16 protein-coding genes are annotated in these 15,829 nt (G+C 71.0%); 6 read left to right on the top strand and 10 right to left on the bottom strand.

What is annotated here, in order from left to right:
• Nucleotides 1-159: 159 nt before the first annotated feature.
• From IG84_RS0135920 to IG84_RS0135955, 8 genes are all read right to left on the bottom strand, one after another.
• Complete coding sequence (locus IG84_RS0135920; protein ID WP_031067220.1) at nucleotides 160-561, bottom strand: RNA-binding S4 domain-containing protein; 402 nt, start codon at nucleotides 559-561, stop codon at nucleotides 160-162.
• Between the two features lie 85 nt (nucleotides 562-646).
• Complete coding sequence (locus IG84_RS0135925; RefSeq protein WP_031067223.1) at nucleotides 647-1,633, bottom strand: aldo/keto reductase; 987 nt, start codon at nucleotides 1,631-1,633, stop codon at nucleotides 647-649.
• Between the two features lie 166 nt (nucleotides 1,634-1,799).
• The gene (locus tag IG84_RS0135930; protein ID WP_031067227.1) at nucleotides 1,800-2,558 is read right to left on the bottom strand and encodes a class I SAM-dependent methyltransferase; all 759 of its coding nucleotides are present in this window, start codon (nucleotides 2,556-2,558) and stop codon (nucleotides 1,800-1,802) included.
• 99 nt (nucleotides 2,559-2,657) lie between these two features.
• Nucleotides 2,658-5,048 carry an ATP-binding cassette domain-containing protein gene (locus tag IG84_RS0135935; RefSeq protein WP_037801355.1) on the bottom strand — a complete coding sequence of 797 codons (2,391 nt, stop codon included), beginning with the start codon at nucleotides 5,046-5,048 and terminating at the stop codon, nucleotides 2,658-2,660.
• 35 nt (nucleotides 5,049-5,083) lie between these two features.
• On the bottom strand, nucleotides 5,084-5,500 hold the full coding sequence (locus IG84_RS0135940; protein ID WP_031067232.1) for a VOC family protein: 417 nt from the start codon (nucleotides 5,498-5,500) through the stop codon (nucleotides 5,084-5,086).
• Between the two features lie 10 nt (nucleotides 5,501-5,510).
• Nucleotides 5,511-6,053: a helix-turn-helix domain-containing protein gene (locus IG84_RS0135945; RefSeq protein WP_169749921.1), complete on the bottom strand. Its 543-nt coding sequence runs from the start codon at nucleotides 6,051-6,053 to the stop codon at nucleotides 5,511-5,513.
• A 78-nt stretch (nucleotides 6,054-6,131) separates the two neighbouring features.
• Complete coding sequence (locus IG84_RS0135950) at nucleotides 6,132-7,631, bottom strand: sugar porter family MFS transporter (RefSeq protein ID WP_031067236.1); 1,500 nt, start codon at nucleotides 7,629-7,631, stop codon at nucleotides 6,132-6,134.
• Between the two features lie 162 nt (nucleotides 7,632-7,793).
• Nucleotides 7,794-8,768 carry a LacI family DNA-binding transcriptional regulator gene (locus IG84_RS0135955; protein WP_031067238.1) on the bottom strand — a complete coding sequence of 325 codons (975 nt, stop codon included), beginning with the start codon at nucleotides 8,766-8,768 and terminating at the stop codon, nucleotides 7,794-7,796.
• Nucleotides 8,769-9,030: 262 nt separating this feature from the next.
• Here IG84_RS0135955 and IG84_RS0135960 point away from each other — a divergent pair, with 262 nt between their 5' ends.
• Together IG84_RS0135960 and IG84_RS0135965 are read left to right on the top strand one after the other, a co-directional pair.
• Nucleotides 9,031-10,059: a Gfo/Idh/MocA family oxidoreductase gene (locus IG84_RS0135960; protein ID WP_031067239.1), complete on the top strand. Its 1,029-nt coding sequence runs from the start codon at nucleotides 9,031-9,033 to the stop codon at nucleotides 10,057-10,059.
• Complete coding sequence (locus tag IG84_RS0135965) at nucleotides 10,056-10,850, top strand: TIM barrel protein (protein ID WP_037801353.1); 795 nt, start codon at nucleotides 10,056-10,058, stop codon at nucleotides 10,848-10,850. Before IG84_RS0135960 ends, IG84_RS0135965 begins: the two co-directional genes overlap by 4 nt.
• 25 nt (nucleotides 10,851-10,875) lie before the next feature.
• On the opposite strand, the gene IG84_RS0135970 is transcribed toward IG84_RS0135965, so the two are convergent.
• Nucleotides 10,876-11,250, bottom strand: coding sequence for a VOC family protein (locus tag IG84_RS0135970; protein WP_031067242.1), 375 nt, complete (start codon nucleotides 11,248-11,250; stop codon nucleotides 10,876-10,878).
• Between the two features lie 551 nt (nucleotides 11,251-11,801).
• On the opposite strand from IG84_RS0135970, the gene IG84_RS0135975 reads away from it, so the two are divergent.
• From IG84_RS0135975 to IG84_RS0135990, 4 genes are all read left to right on the top strand, one after another.
• Nucleotides 11,802-12,527, top strand: a complete 726-nt coding sequence (locus IG84_RS0135975) for a class I SAM-dependent methyltransferase (protein WP_031067243.1) — start codon at nucleotides 11,802-11,804, stop codon at nucleotides 12,525-12,527.
• 195 nt (nucleotides 12,528-12,722) lie between these two features.
• Nucleotides 12,723-13,229 carry a helix-turn-helix domain-containing protein gene (locus IG84_RS38475; RefSeq protein WP_037801354.1) on the top strand — a complete coding sequence of 169 codons (507 nt, stop codon included), beginning with the start codon at nucleotides 12,723-12,725 and terminating at the stop codon, nucleotides 13,227-13,229.
• 28 nt (nucleotides 13,230-13,257) lie between these two features.
• On the top strand, nucleotides 13,258-13,884 hold the full coding sequence (locus IG84_RS0135985; RefSeq protein ID WP_031067244.1) for a hypothetical protein: 627 nt from the start codon (nucleotides 13,258-13,260) through the stop codon (nucleotides 13,882-13,884).
• Between the two features lie 112 nt (nucleotides 13,885-13,996).
• A complete protein-coding gene (locus IG84_RS0135990; protein ID WP_031067247.1) occupies nucleotides 13,997-14,341 on the top strand; it encodes a DUF2516 family protein in 345 nt (114 codons plus the stop codon).
• A gap of 12 nt (nucleotides 14,342-14,353) precedes the next feature.
• Here IG84_RS0135990 and IG84_RS0135995 read toward each other — a convergent pair whose 3' ends face one another.
• Nucleotides 14,354-15,823: a PP2C family protein-serine/threonine phosphatase gene (locus tag IG84_RS0135995; protein WP_031067249.1), complete on the bottom strand. Its 1,470-nt coding sequence runs from the start codon at nucleotides 15,821-15,823 to the stop codon at nucleotides 14,354-14,356.
• Between the last annotated feature and the right edge of the window lie 6 nt (nucleotides 15,824-15,829).

Below are 15,829 nucleotides of genomic sequence, written 5' to 3' on the forward strand. Positions count from 1 at the left end.
CGAGATGCTCAGGAGTCTCGTGGGCTCGGAGATGTGTATAAGAGACAGGCCAGGGACCGCCGCAGCATCTCGAGCCATACGGACCGCCGCAGCGTCTATCGGCGGGCCATGCGGCGCCACGGGGCTATCGGCGGCCATGCGGCGCCACGGCCGGCCCTCTCAGCTCGGCCCCTCCCCCGGGCCCCCGCCCCGGGACCACAGTCGTTCCATCTCCCGGCGGTCGCGCTTGGTCGGGCGGCCCGTGCCGCGGTCGCGGATCGGGACCTGTACGGCGATCTCGCGCGGGGGCGGGGGCGGGCTGTTGTCGATGTAGCACTCGACCGCGACCGGTGCCCCGACCCGTTTCTTCACGAGCCGCTTCACCACCACGATCCGCTCCCGCCCGGCGTGCCGCAGCCGCACCTCGTCGCCGGTCCGCACGCTGTGCGCCGCCTTCACGCGCTCGCCGTTGACCCGCACGTGCCCGCCCCGGCACGCCGTGGCCGCCATCGACCGCGTCTTCATGAGCCGCACGGACCAGATCCAGCTGTCGATCCGCACGCTCCCCTCGTCCTCACTCATGTCTCCGACTTTACGGCGGGACGGCGCACGGGGAGCGGGCCTGTGGACAAGTCCGGGTTGTGGACAACCCGGTCACCGCACCGGGTCAGCGGTTGACGAAGGCCAGGCTCGTCGCGTCGTACCGCGTACCGGCCACCGCCTCGGCCGGGGCCACCGCGTCGATGGCGGCCAGCTCGTCGGCGGACAGCCCGATGGCGACCGCGGCGACGTTCTCCAGCAGGTACTTCTCGCGACGCGTGCCCGGGATCGGCACGACGTCCGCGCCGCGGTGCTGCACCCAGGCCAGCGCGAGCTGCCCGGCCGTGACGCCCTTCTCGGCGGCCAGCTCGTTCAGCTTCTCGACGATGGCGAGGTTGCGCTCCAGGTTGCCGTCGGCGAAGCGCGGCTGGGTACGCCGTACGTCGCCCTCCGCCAGCCCCTCGACGGACCTGTACTGCCCAGTGAGGAACCCGCGGCCGAGCGGCGAGAACGGCACGATCCCGATGCCCAGCTCCCGGCAGACCGGCGCGATCTCCTCCTCCAGGTCCCGCGTCCACAGCGACCACTCGCTCTGCAGCGCGGCGATGGGATGTACGGCGTGCGCCCGCCGGATCGTTTCCGCGCCCGCCTCGGACAGCCCCAGGTGCCGCACCTTGCCGGCCGCGACCAGCTCCGCCATCGCCCCGACGGTCTCCTCGATCGGCACCTCGGGGTCGACACGGTGCTGGTAGTACAGGTCGATGTGGTCGACACCGAGCCGGCGCAGCGAGGCGTCGCACGCCTGGCGTACGTATGCGGCGTCGCCCCGGATCGCGGTCGGCTCGCCGAGCTTGTTGGCGAAGCCGAACTTCGTGGCGATCACGGCGCGGTCGCGGCGGTCGGCGACGGCCCGACCGACCAGCTCCTCGTTGTGCCCGGCGCCGTAGAAGTCGGAGGTGTCCAGGAGGCTCACACCGAGATCGAGCGCGCGGTGGATGGTCGCGATCGACTGCGTGTCGTCCGAAGCGCCGTACCCGTGGCTCATCCCCATGCAGCCCAGCCCTTGCGCGGAGACGGTCAGGGTGCCGAGCTGCCGGGTGGGAATGCTGGTCATGCGATTACCTCCTGAAGTGCCCCGTCCCCCGTGGGCGAGGACTGTGTCGGGCTCACGTCAGGGACGGTAGGAGTTGGAGTGCACTCCAAGTCAAACCTCTTGGCCTGGAGTGCACTCCACGTCAAACCCCTTGGCGGCGGCGGGAGTCCGGGCGCCCGGCCCACCGCTACGGCTTGCGTGCCTCGATCAGGAAGCGCGTGGAGTGGGCGACGAACGGCCCCTCTTCCTGGATCTTCTCGTGCAGCTCGCGCAGCCGGTCCCGGTACTGCCCGACGGTGAAGCCGGGCACCATCCAGATCACCTTCCGCAGGAAGTAGACGACCGCACCGACGTCGAAGAACTCCATCCGCAGCCGCTCGAACCGCAGGTCGGTGACGTCCAGCCCGGCGGCCTCGGCCGCCGCCCGCTCGTCGTCGGGATGCCGGCCACGCCGGATCTCCGCGGGCTGCGGCCCGAGGAAGTACTCCACCAACTCGAACACGCTCTCATGGCCCACGTGCTGCGCGAAGTACGTGCCACCGGGCCGCAGTACGCGCGCGATCTCCGCCCACCACACCGTCGCCGGATGCCTGCTGGTCACCAGGTCGAACGCGTCGTCGGCGAACGGCAGCGGCGGCTCGTCCGGGTCGGCGACGACCACCGCGCCGAGCGGGTGCAGCAGCCGGGTGGCCTTGGTGACGTTCGGCGGCCAGGACTCGGTGGCCGCCATCACCGGCGGCAGCTTCGGAGCCCCGGCGAGCACCTCACCCCCGCCCGTCTGAATGTCCAGCGCGGCCGAGGCCCCCGCCAGCCGCTCGCCCATCAGCCGCTGGTACCCCCACGAGGGCCGCGCCTCGGTGGCCCGCCCGTCCAGCCACGAGAAGTCCCACCCCTCGACGGACACGGAATCGGCCTCGGCCACCAGCTCATCGAAATCGCGCACCATACGGGCATCCTCGCCCCGCCCCCGGCCACCGGCAAACGATTTCCGGGACGGTCGGTACCGGATTCTCGTGGGCGATGCGCGCTGCGCCCGCCGCCCCCGTCAGTTGCCGACATACGCCGCCAGATGCTCGCCCGTAAGCGTCGAGCGCGCGGCGACCAGGTCCGCAGGGGTGCCCTCGAAGACGACCTTGCCGCCGTCGTGGCCCGCGCCGGGGCCGAGGTCGATGATCCAGTCGGCGTGTGCCATGACGGCCTGGTGGTGCTCGACCACGATGACCGACTTTCCGGAGTCCACGAGCCGGTCCAGCAGGCCGAGCAACTGTTGTACGTCGGCGAGGTGCAGGCCCGCGGTCGGCTCGTCGAGGACGTAGACGCCGCCCTTCTCGCCCAGGTGCGTGGCCAGCTTCAGGCGCTGCCGCTCACCGCCGGAGAGCGTGGTGAGCGGCTGGCCGAGGGTGAGGTAGCCGAGGCCGACGTCGCCCAGCCGCTCCAGGATCTTGTGCGCGGCCGGCACGCGCGCCTCGCCCGCGGCGAAGAACTCCGTGGCCTCGGCCACCGGCATCGCGAGCACCTCGCTGATGTCGCGCCCACCGAGGTGGTAATCCAGTACGGCGGCGTCGAACCGCTTCCCGTCGCACTCCTCGCAGGTCGTCGAGGTACCAGCCATGATCGCCAGGTCCGTGTAGACGACGCCGGCGCCCTTGCACGTGGGGCAGGCGCCCTCGGAGTTGGCGCTGAACAGCGCCGGCTTCACGCCGTTGGCCTTGGCGAACGCCTTGCGGACCGGGTCGAGCAGACCGGTGTACGTCGCCGGGTTGCTCCGTCGCGAGCCGCGGATCGCGCCCTGGTCGACCGACACCACGCCCTCCCCAGCCTGTTGACACAGCGACCCGTGCACGAGCGAGCTCTTGCCGGAGCCGGCGACGCCCGTGACGACGGTCAGTACGCCGAGCGGAATGTCGACATCGACGTTCTGGAGGTTGTGCGTCGAGGCGCCGCGGATCTCCAGCGCGCCACTGGGCTTGCGCACCGTCTCCTTCACCGCGGCCCGGTCGTCGAAGTGCCGGCCGGTGATGGTGCCGCCGGCCCGCAGCCCCTCGACGGTGCCCTCGAAGCAGACGCTGCCGCCCGCCGCACCGGCGCCGGGCCCGAGGTCGACGACATGGTCGGCGATCGCGATCAGCTCGGGCTTGTGCTCCACGACCAGTACCGTGTTGCCCTTGTCCCGCAGTCGCAGCAGCAGGTCGTTCATCCGCTGGATGTCATGGGGGTGCAGGCCCGTGGTCGGCTCGTCGAAGACGTACGTGGTGTCGGTGAGGGACGAGCCGAGGTGCCGGATCATCTTGACGCGCTGCGCCTCACCGCCCGACAGGGTGCCGGAGGGCCGGTCGAGCGAGAGATAGCCGAGGCCGATCTCCACGAACGAGTCGAGGGTCTGCCGCAGCGCGGTGAGCAGCGGCGCCACCGAGGGCTCGGCGAGTCCGCTTACCCATTCGGCCAGGTCGCTGATCTGCATCGCGCACGCGTCGGCGATGCCGATCCCGTCGATCTTCGACGACCGGGCGGCCTCGCTGAGCCGGGTGCCCTCGCAGTCGGGGCAGGTGGCGAAGGTGACCGCCCGCTCCACGAACGCCCGGACGTGCGGCTGCAACGAGTCGACGTCCTTGGCCAGCATCGACTTCTGGATCTTCGGGATCAGCCCCTCGTACGTCAGGTTGATGCCATTGACCTTGATCTTGGTCGGCTCCTTGTACAGCAGATCGTGCAGCTGCTTCTTCGTGAACCGGCGGATCGGTTTGTCCGGGTCGAAGAATCCGCAGCCGGAGAAGATGCGGCCGTACCAGCCGTCCATGCTGTAGCCGGGGATCGTGAGCGCGCCCTCGTTCAGCGACTTGCTGTCGTCGTACAGCGCGGTCAGGTCGATGTCGGTGACGGAGCCCCGGCCCTCGCAGCGGGGGCACATCCCGCCGGTGACGCGGAAGCTGCGCCGCTCCTTCACCGTCCGCCCGCCGCGCTCCAAGGTGACCGCGCCCGCGCCGCTGATCGAGGCGACGTTGAAGGCGAATGCCTTGGGCGAGCCGATGTACGGCTTGCCGAGGCGGCTGAAGAGGATGCGCAGCATGGCGTTGGCGTCGGTGGCGGTGCCGACCGTGGAACGCGGGTCGGCGCCCAGCCGCTGCTGGTCGACGGTGATCACGGTCGTCAGTCCGTCGAGTACGTCGACCTCGGGGCGCGCGAGCGTCGGCATGAAGCCCTGCAGGAAGGCGCTGTACGTCTCGTTGATCAGCCGCTGCGACTCCGCGGCGATCGTGTCGAACACCAGCGAGCTCTTGCCCGAGCCGGAGACGCCGGTGAACACCGTCAGCCGGCGCTTCGGGATCTCGATGCTGACGTCCTTGAGATTGTTCTCGCGCGCGCCGTGCACACGGATCAGATCGTGGCTGTCGGCGATGTGCGGTGCGGGCGACTGGGCGCCGGTCCTCTTGACCATGCTCTTCATGTCTCCTTCTGCCAGGGACCGGGCTCTTACTTACCGCGGGGCTGGTTGAAGCGGAGCATGTTGCCCGCGGGGTCGCGGAAGGCGCAGTCGCGGACCCCGTACGGCTGGTCCATCGGCTCCTGGAGCACCTCGGCGCCCGATGCCTGGATGCGCTCGAAGGTGGCGTCGACGTCGTCGGTCGAGAAGATCACGCCGCGCAGCATGCCCTTGGCCAGCAGCTCCGCCATGGCCTGCTTGTCGGCCGGCGAGGCGTTCGGGTCGGCGGCGGGCGGTTCCAGCACGATCTCCACGCCGGGCTGCGACGGCGAGCCGACCGTCACCCAGCGCATTCCCTCGAACCCGACGTCGTTGCGCACCTCGAGCCCGAGCACGTCCCGGTAGAAGGCGAGCGCCTTGTCGTGGTCGTCGACGGCGATGAAGCACTGCGAAAGGTTGATGTCCATGGCGCTCACGCTACGGGCGGGGCGCGCGCCTGGCTTCTCCATTCCTGACCGGTTCTCCGCTCCCGGCCGCTTCCCCGTCCTTGGCCGGTTCCGCCCGCCCGGCCGCTTCCCCGTTCTCGGCCGGTTCCGCGCTCCGGGCGGGCTGCGTGCTTCCGGCCCGTTCCGCGTTCCTGACCGGGCGCGTGAAGATCTTGGCGACGCAGGCCGGGATGGCCGCGCCCTCCTCGTGCCGGCGTGCCCGGTACGCGCTCGGGCTCTCGCCCACCAGCTCGGTGAACCGCGAGCTGAACGAGCCCAGCGACGTACACCCGACCGCGAAGCACACCTCGGTCACCGATAGGTCGCCGCGCCGCAGCAGGGCCTTGGCCCGCTCGATCCTGCGGGTCATCAGATAGCTGTACGGCGTCTCCCCGAAGGCGGCGCGGAAGCTGCGGGAGAAGTGGCCGGGCGACATGTGCGCCGCGCGTGCCAGCGCGGGGACGTCGAGCGGCTCCGCGTACTCGCGGTCCATCAGGTCACGGGCCCGGCGGAGCTGGACCAGATCCGAGAGCATCACGCGACCAGCATCCCACGGCCGGCCGGGCATCCGCCGGGCTTGCCACGATCATTGCTGGTCCAGGCGGCCAGTGGGTCAGGCGGCCGGGGCGGGGGCGGAGGGACCGGAGGGGCCGGTGCGGAAGTGTTCCTCGATCTGTTCGAGGGAGCGGTTGCGCGTTTCGGGGATCTTTTTGGCGGCTGCCGCGACGGCGAGGACGTTGAGCCCGGCGAAGACCAGGAACGTCGTGGTGCCGCCGACGCCGGCCAGCAGGATGGGAAAGGTGAAGGTCACCAGCGCGTTGACGAGCCAGAGCAGCAGCACCGCCGCGCCCATGCCGAGTCCGCGGATCTTGATGGGGAAGATCTCGGACAGCATGACCCAGGTGACGGGTGAGACGGCCGCCTGCTGGAAGACGAGGAAGGCCAGCATGCAGGCCAGGATGAGGTAGCTGCGCAGGGTCGATGCGCCGGTACCGGGCTCGGCGTGGAAGGAGAACGCCACGCCGATGGCGATGAGCGAGGCGACGATGCCGAGCTGGCCGGTGATCAGCAGCGGGCGGCGCCCGACCCGGCCGATGAGGTACAGGCTGAAGGTGGAGGCGAGGACGGCGACGACGCCGTTGGCGATGGTCGCGGTGAGCGCGGCCTGGGAGCCGAGCCCCGTCTGCTGCAGGATGGTCGGCGCGAAGTACATGATCGTGTTGATGCCGGTGATCTGCTGGATGACGGCGAGCCCGAGTCCGATGCAGAACACCCGGCGTACCCACGGCACGGCCAGCTCCGCCCAGCCCCCGCCGGTGCGGGCCGTCCGCTTCTCCTCCTCGACGACCTCCCGCATCCGGTCCAGTTCGGCGTCCACCGCCTCCGTACCCGCGTCGGCGTCGCGGATGCGGAGCAGGGTCCTGCGCGCCTCGGCGAAGCGCTCCTTGGAGGCGTACCAGCGCGGGGTCTCCGGCATCAGCAGCATGCCGAGGTAGAGCAGGGTGGAGGGGACGGTGGCCAGGGCCAGCATCCAGCGCCAGGTCTGGCCGCCGCCCCAGGTGGCGGCCAGTGCCGCGTTGGAACTGTACGCGACCAACTGGCCGGTGACGATCATGAGTTGGTCGACGGCGACCAGCCGTCCGCGCGCGTGGGCGGGGGCGATCTCGGCGAGGTAGACCGGGACGGTGGTGGAGGCCGCGCCGACCGCGATGCCGAGTACGGCGCGGGCGGCCACCATGGCCTCGGTGTTCGGGGCGAGCGCCGTGCCGAGGGCCCCGATAACGAAGACGAAGGCCAGGGCCAGGATGTTGTGGCGGCGGCCGTAGCGGTCGGCCAGCCGGCCGCCGAACGCGGCGCCCGCCGCGGCCCCCAGCAGCAGGGACGCGGTGACCAGCCCCTCGGTCACCGGGGTCAGGCCCAGCCCGCCGGCCTGCGGGGACTTCGTCATGAACGGCAGGGCGCCGGCGATGACGCCGGTGTCGTACCCGAAGGTCAGTCCGCCCAGGGTGGCGACGGCGGCGATGGCCGTCATCGACCGGCGTTGCGGGGCGGGCCGTTCCGGCGGCGTGGCGGGAACAGCGTCGGCGAGCCCTGGGGACGGGATGCTCGGCATGGAAGCTCCTCTCGGCGAACGCCCGTCATCGGGCAGTCGCTTCATTGCGGCTCGGAGAGATGCCGATAGGGAACTAGCACGTTCTAGAGCATGTCAAGACATTCGCACGAAGTAATTTCCGACGGTGCGTGAAGGCAAGCGGGAAGTGGGCGCGAAGCCGGCTCAGGAACGAGCCGGGCCCGTGGTGGCGCGCTCCACCAGGCGAGGGGTGAGCACGACCTCCTCCGGCTGCCGGCCCGCGATGAGGGCGAGTGCGCTGGTGACGGCGGCCTCGGCGAGCTCCGCGGCGTTCTGCGAGACGGTGGTCATCTGGACGTGCGGGAGCTTGGCCAGCCGCGAGTCGTCGTAGCCGACCACGGAGATCTCACCGGGCACGTCACACCCCTGACGTGCGAGAACATCCAGTACACCGCTGGCGCAGCGGTCGTTGAACGCGATCACCGCGGTGGGCGGCGTCGGGCGGCCGAGCAGGTACCGCATGCCCTCCGCACCGGCGGTTTCGGTGAGGCCGCCGGCGAGTACGTCGGCGGTGTCCTGCAGCCCGTGTCCGGCCATGGCCTGCAGGAACCCGAGGCGGCGGTCGGAGCTTCCGGGGGCGCCCGCGCCGTCGATGTGCGCGATCCGCCGGTGGCCGAGCGCGACGAGGTGATCGACCGCGAGCCCGATGCCCGCGGTGTCGTCGCTGCGGACGACGCCGACGCCGGAGAGGTCGGTGTGCCGGGCGACCAGGAGCGTCGGCAGCCGGCGAGCGAGCCGGGTCAGCTCCTCGGTTTCCAGCTCGCTGCCGAGGAGGATCGCGGCCTCGCACCGCTCGCGGAGCAGCGCGTTGACCGCCGTGGTCTCGCTGCGACTGGGCGCCACCGCGCTGATCATGGCTTCATAGCCCTGCTGACCTGCGGCGGTGTAGATCTGCTCCACGAGATCGCCGTGGAAGGGCTGCTGCAGCTCGAAGGTCACCCCGAGCACCCGCGAGCGGGACTGGCGGAGCTTCTGGGCGCGCTGATCCGGTACGTAACCCAGTTCGTCCGCGATCCGCAGGACGCGCTGCCGGGTGGCCTCGCTGGCGCCCGGTACGCCGCGTATGACGATCGAGACGAGCGCGGTGGAGATCCCGGCGGCGCGGGCCACGTCGGCCATGGTCGGCCGGCCACCGCGCGCGCGGCTGCCACCTGGGCTTTTACGGTCTGCGCTGCCGTCGCCGGAGCCGCGCGGACGGGCCGTGCGTCCGGCGTCGTCCGGCCGCTCCTCCGGCTCCCCCATCCGCCTCTCCTGCCTGGCCGTACCGCCTTCCGGCCGCTCGCCGGAACGTCTCGGCCGAGCATATCGACCCCTTGACCGATCGCTGTGAGGGCTCTACGTTTCCCGGACTAGAACGTACTAGTTGATCTCGGAGTCCACCATGACCGCATCCGACACCCTGCAACTGGCCACGATCGGCGCCGGCCGGATCGGCGCGAATCACGCCGAAATCGCGGCCCGCCGCATACCGGGCGCCGCCCTGGCCGCCGTCAGCGACCCGGTCGCCGGTGCCGCGGAACGCCTGGCGGCCGAGCTCGGCGTCCCGCACGCCACCACCGACGTCGACGAGGTGCTGGGCCGGGACGACATCGACGGCGTACTGATCACCGCCCCGGCCCGGGCCCACACCGATCTGGTCGTGGCGGCGGCCGCGGCCGGCAAGCACGTCTTCGTGGAGAAGCCGATGGCGGTGACGCTCGCGGACGCCGACCGCGCGATCGCCGCGGCGGACGAGGCGGGCATCGTGCTCCAGGTGGGCTTCAACCGCCGCTTCGCGCCCGGTTTCGCCGCCGCCCGCGCCCTGATCGACGAACGGAAGGTCGGCACCCCGCAGTTGCTGCGCTCGCTCACCCGCGACCCCGGCCCGTTCGCCGCCGACCCGGCCCGCATCCCGCAGTGGACGATCTTCCTGGAAACCCTCATCCACGACTTCGACACCGTGTGCTGGCTCAACCCCGGCGCCACGCCGGTCAGCGTCCACGCCACCGCCGACGCGCTGATCCGCCCGGACGCCAAGGCCGCCGGCCACCTCGACACCGCCGTCGTCACGATCCGCTTCGACAACGGCGCCATCGCCACCACCGAGGCGTCCTTCTCCGCGCTGTACGGCTACGACGTACGCGCCGAGGTCTTCGGCTCGGCGGGCATGGTGACCGCGGGCAACGGCCGCAGCACCGACATGACCTTCTACGGCGCCGACGGCATCCACGCCGACACCGCCCGGCGCGACACCGAGCTGCTGCGCGCGGCCTACACCGCCGAGCTCACCGCCTTCGCCGACGCGATCCGCCACAAGAACCCGGCCCCCGTGACCGGCCACGACGCCCGCCGTGCCCTCACCCTCGCGCTGGCCGCCATCCGCAGCGTCGAGACCGCCCGCCCCGTCGCCCTCACCGAGGTGACCAAGTGACGCTCTCCGCCGCCCCGTTCACCCTGGCCGCCAGCGCCGAAATGCTCTATCTGGACCGCCCGTTCACCGAACGGGTCAGCCGCATCGCCGAACGCGGCTTCCAGGTCGAGATCTGGGACTGCTCCACCAAGGACATCGCCGCGCTGACCGCTACCGGCGCCACGTTCTCCTCCATGACCGGCTACCTGGAGGGTGACCTCACCGACCCCGACGGCATCGACGCCCTGCTCACCACGGCCCGCAAGTCCCTCGACGTGGCCGCAGAACTGGACTGCCCGCGCCTGAACCTGCACGGCACCGGCCTGGACGGCAAGGGACTCCCGGTCCGCCCGGTCGAGACGGTCACGTCCACCATGTGGCTGACCGCCGCCGACACCCTCCGCCGCGTCGCGGCACTCGGCGAGGAAGCGGGCCGCGTCTTCACCCTGGAGAACCTCAACCTCGCCGTCGACCACCCGGGCACCCCCTTCGCCCGCGCCGCCGACACCCTCGCCCTCGTACGCGCCGTCAACAGCCCGTACCTGCGCATGAATCTGGACCTGTACCACGCCCAGATCGGCGAGGGAAACCTCACCGACCTGACCCGCCAGGCCCTCCCCTACCTCGGCGAGATCCAGGTCGCCGACGTCCCCGGCCGCTGCGAGCCCGGCACCGGCGAAATCCACTACCCGACCCTCGCCCGCGCCCTCCACCAGGCCGGCTACACGGGCGTCATCGCCCTGGAAGCCTGGGCCCAGAACGACCCCGACACGGCCCTCGACGCCTTCCACGCGGCCTTCGCCTGCGCGTAAGACGTAGGACACCTAGGAGCTGAGCTCAGCTCAGTCGGGCCCGCAGCAGGCAGAATTCGTTGCCTTCGGGATCGGCCAGGACGTGCCACTGCTCGTCGCCGCTCTGGCCGATATCGGCCGGGCGCGCCCCGAGCTTCAGGAGACGCTCGAGCTCAGCGTCCTGATCACGGTCGGTGGCATTGACGTCGAAGTGCATCCGCAACTTGCCCGCCTTGGCCTCGCTGGTAGGCACGAAGACCAGAGTCGGCTGCAACCCGCCGAACCCTTCCCGCGGCCCGATCTCCACCGCGCCGCCGTCATCGGGATCGAGCACGACGAAATCCAGCACCTCGCACCAGAACGCCGCCAGCCGTTGCACATCCCGGCAAGGAATGATCAGTTCGGAAATCCGACAAGCCATGATCGGCACCCTACGGCCATCAACTGCCCACGGCCAGGCTTTAAACGGCCCGAGATCGCGAGTCGCACGGGCGTCGAGGCCGATGTCGTGGGTGGCGCACCACAGGTCCCGCAGCTTCGGTCAATGAGCCATCCCAGGAAGCCGAAGCGTCCGCGCGAAGTCGTCCAGGGGCTCGATCGCCGCGGCGATCACTTCCGGATCGTCGTGATGCCCGCGGAGGCAGACGTCGGGGAGGCCGGGCGGGGTGTGCCAGTGGAGAGACGGACTTGCGCAGGGCTGTCCGTTCCCAGAAGACCTGAGCCGATGAGGTGCCTCTGATCTGCGTCTTGCCATTTCGGCCGGGACGCTTCGCAGCGTGGAGGGCCCAGTGGATCTGAACAGCGGTGAGCCTGTTCGGGTATGAGGTGGGGCCGTCCCAGTAGTTCTGTCCGGCCGATAGGTCCTGGCCTGGGGCTTCTCAGTTCCACTGGGAATCATCCAGTAGGGCGTTGTGGTCCTCCGGTGTCATCACGAGCATCAGTTCCAGCTCAGCAGCCCATACGTTCGGCCGCATGGCTGACGAATGTTTCGGGCATCCACGGCTCGCCGCGATCTATGACCCACTCGACCCCGATCGCAGCGATCTCGACGCGTACGTCCAGATGACGGAGGAGTTCGGGGCACGTCAAGTGCTGGACATCGGCTGTGGAACAGGCGTGTTCGCGCTTCTGCTGGCTGAACGCGAGATCGAAGTCGTGGGTGTCGATCCCGCCCAAGCGTCCATCGACGTGGCCCGAGCCAAACCGGGCAGCGAGCGAGTGCGCTGGATCTGTGGCGATGCGACCACACTCCCGCCGATGCGAGTCGACCTGGCAACCATGACGGCGAACGCCGCCCAGCAGATCATCGATCCGCCAGCATGGCGCGAGACCCTGCGTGGCGCGTACGAAGCACTACGGCCCGGCGGCCGTCTAGTGTTCGAGACCCGAGATCCAGCCAGACGCGCCTGGGAGGGGTGGAACCGCGAAGCCTCATACCGCGTGACGGAGATCCCGGATATTGGCGCCGTCGAGAGCTGGGTCCAGGTAATCGAGGTGAGCGAGCCGCTGGTGACGTTCCGCTGGACCTACGTGTTCGCTGCCGACGGGGAGGTAATGACGTCGGACTCCACCTTGCGCTTCCGTGAGCGGCAGGAGGTCGAGACGGAGCTGATCGCGCAGGGCTATGAGGTGGAGGGCGTTCGCGACGCGCCTGACAGGCCAGGCAAGGAGTTCGTCTTCGTCGCGCGACGCCCATAGGCCAGCCCACGAGAGACCTTGCCGCGCAGATTGATCGGGACTCGATCACATCGCCGAGCAGATCCAGCGGGAAGCCCTCACAAGCACTGGGAACGGACAAGCGTCACGGGACGCGCCAACGGCCTGCCGCGCCGGTCGGAACACTTTTGCTAGCGGGTGCTTGCAAAAGTTAGCGAAGGGGTGCAGGATCGAGGCATGGCATCACTCAACGTCGGCAATCTCGGGGAGTTCCTGCGGGAGCAGCGGCGCAATGCGCAGCTCAGCCTCCGGCAGCTCGCCGATGCCGCCGGGGTGTCCAATCCGTACCTCAGCCAGATCGAGCGCGGTCTGCGCAAGCCGAGCGCGGAGATCCTGCAGCAGCTGGCGAAGGCCCTGCGGATCTCGGCCGAGACCCTGTATGTACAGGCGGGGATACTCGACGAGCGGCGGGACCCGGACGGGCTGGAAGTGCACAGCGCGATCCTGACCGATCCGGCCCTGAACGAGAAGCAGAAGCAGGTGCTGCTGCAGATCTACGAGTCGTTCCGCAAGGAGAACGGCTACAGCTCGGACATCGCGCGCGCCGAGGGTCTGGACCTCGACCGGACCGCGCCGGAAGGCGAGCACGGCAGCGGCGACGAGCAGGGCAGTACGCGCAAGGGCAGTACGGGCAAGGGCAAGAAGGGCACCCAAGAGGCCGACGGCGACCCGCACGCCACCTGAGCAACCGATTCCAGGAGGAAGAACCGCCATGGCCATCACCGACGACCTCCGCAAGACGCTGACCGACCCCACCCCGCTGTACGCCCTGGCCGGCACGGCCGACCTCGCCGGCGAGAAGCTCAAGGAGGTCCCGGCGCTGGTGGACCGCCTCCGCGCCGAGGCGCCCAAGCGCTTCGAGGAGGTACGCACCACCGACGCCAAGGCCGTGCAGGACCGCTTCTCCAAGCAGGCCAAGGAGGCCCAGGACAAGCTGTACGAGCTGCTGGGCTCCCTGGACACCGACCTCAAGAAGATCCGCGAGCAGGCCCAGGACATCGCGCTGCAGGGCGTGGGCCGCGCGGCCGAGTACGCCGTCAAGGTGCGCGAGGGCTACGACGAGCTCGCCGAGCGCGGCCGCGGCGCCGTGCAGACCTGGCGCGGCGAGGTCGCGGACGAGATCGAGGAGCTGGCGGTCGCGGTCGAGCCGGAGACCGAGCAGGAGCAGAAGGCCGGCGCGGCCAAGTCCGAGCCGGCCAAGGCGGGGGAGACCAAGGCCGGGGAGGCCAAGCCGGCCGCCGCCAAGGACGGGGCCGAGGCCAAGTCCGAGCCCGCGAAGAAGCCGGCGCCGGCCGCCCGCAAGACGACGGCCAAGAAGACCACGCCGCCGGCGAAGTAAGTCACGGGGCCCACGGGGCCAGGAGAGCGGGCCGGGCACGTACGACGTGCCCGGCCCGTTCTACCGGTACGGTGACGAGGACAGTCCGACGGTCAACGGGTGGTGGAACGGCATGCTGATCCAGGGATTCAACAATCTGCTGTGGCTGATTTCGCTCGGCATGCTGGTGTTCAGCGCGTTCGCGTTCGTCGACTCCGCCATCCGCCGCGAGGACGCCTACCGCGCCGCCGACAAGAAGACCAAGCCGTTCTGGCTGATCATTCTGGGCCTGGCGACGCTGGTCAACGTGCTCTTCGGAGTCATGGCGTTCCTGCCGATCATCGGTCTGATCGCGACGATCGTGTACATGGTCGACGTCCGGCCCGCGCTCAAGCGGGTCTCCGGCGGCGGCAAGGGCCCGCGCCGCGGCGGCTCCAGCTCCGACGGCCCGTACGGCCCGTGGAACGGCGGCCGCTGACCGCCTGGCGGGTTACCGGCCCTCGGCCCCACGCGCCTCGCGGTCCAGCAGCAGGACCGCGAGGTCGTCGGTGAGCTCGCCGCCGTTGAGGTCGCGCACCTCGGTGACGGCGGCGTCGAGCAGCGCCTCGCCGCGCAGGCCCGCGGCCATCCGGGCGGCCACGAGATCGACCATCCCGTCCTGGCCCAGGCGCTGGTTTCCGTCGCCGACCCGGCCCTCGATCATGCCGTCCGTGTACATCAGCAGGCTCCAGGAGCCGCCCAGCGCGATCTGATGGCGCGGCCAGCGGGCGCGCGGCAGCAGGCCGAGCGCGGGGCCGCCGCTCTCGTACGGGAGCAGCCGCGGCGGGCGGCCGGCCCGGGCCAGCAGCGGCGCCGGGTGGCCCGCCAGGCAGACCCCGGCGCTCCGCCCGTCCGGCGCGATGTCGACCGTGCACAGCGTCGCGAAGATCTCGTCGTTGTCGCGCTCGTTCTCCAGCACCTGCTGGAGGGTGGAGAGCAGCTCGTCGCCGCACAGGCCGGCGAAGGTCAACGCGCGCCAGGCGATACGGAGTTCGACGCCGAGCGCCGCCTCGTCGGGGCCGTGCCCGCAGACGTCGCCGATCATCGCGTGGACCGTGCCGTCGGGCGTGCGGACCGTGTCGTAGAAGTCGCCGCCGAGCAGCGCACGGCTGCGTCCCGGGCGGTACCGGGCGGCGAAGCGCAGGTCGGAGCCCTCCAGGAGGGGCGTGGGCAGCAGGCCGCGCTCCAGGCGCGCGTTCTCCTGGGCCCGCAGCCGGGACTCGGTGAGCTGGCGCTGCGCGAGGTCGGCGCGCTTGCGTTCCACGGCGTAGCGCACGACGCGGCTGAGCACGGCGCCGTCGAGCTGCTCGCGGGAGAGGTAGTCCTGCGCCCCGACCCGTACGGCCTCGGCGCCGCGCTCCGCGTCCGCCTCCGCGGTCAGCGCGAGCACGGCGTGGCGCGGCGCGAGCCGCAGGACCGCGCGCAGCGGCTCCAGCTCGTCCGGCGCCTCGCTCTCCTCGGCCTCCGGGCGGCTCTCCCGGTCCCCGGCCTCCCGCGCCTCCCGGCCCGGCATGGCCGCCAGGTCGAGCAGGACGCAGTGCACGTCGTCGGTGAGCAGCCGCTGGGCCTCGGTGAGGTTGCGGGCGGTGCGGACCCTGACCTTGTGGCCCTGGCCGTCGGACATCTCCGGTACGGAGCTGGTGGGGTCCTCGCCGATCACCAGGAGGGTCAGCCCGTGGCTGCCGGTGCCCGGCGCGGCGTGCGCGGGGGTGTCGGCCGGGCCCGCGCCGTCCTGTGAGCGCGCGGAGTCCCCCAGCGCGGGGTCGCCCAGCGCGCGGTCTCCCAGCGCGGCGTCCCCCAGCCCGGCGCCGCCCGGCGCGGGCTCCCCCTGCGCCGGGCGCGCGGACTCGGGCGCGCTGTTCGCCGGGCCTGCAGCCGGTGGCAGCACGGCCGTGCGCTGACGCGGTCCGGGTACGGGCATGTCCTC

It is taken from the genome of Streptomyces ochraceiscleroticus, from assembly GCF_000720485.1.
GTDB lineage: Bacteria > Actinomycetota > Actinomycetes > Streptomycetales > Streptomycetaceae > Streptomyces > Streptomyces ochraceiscleroticus.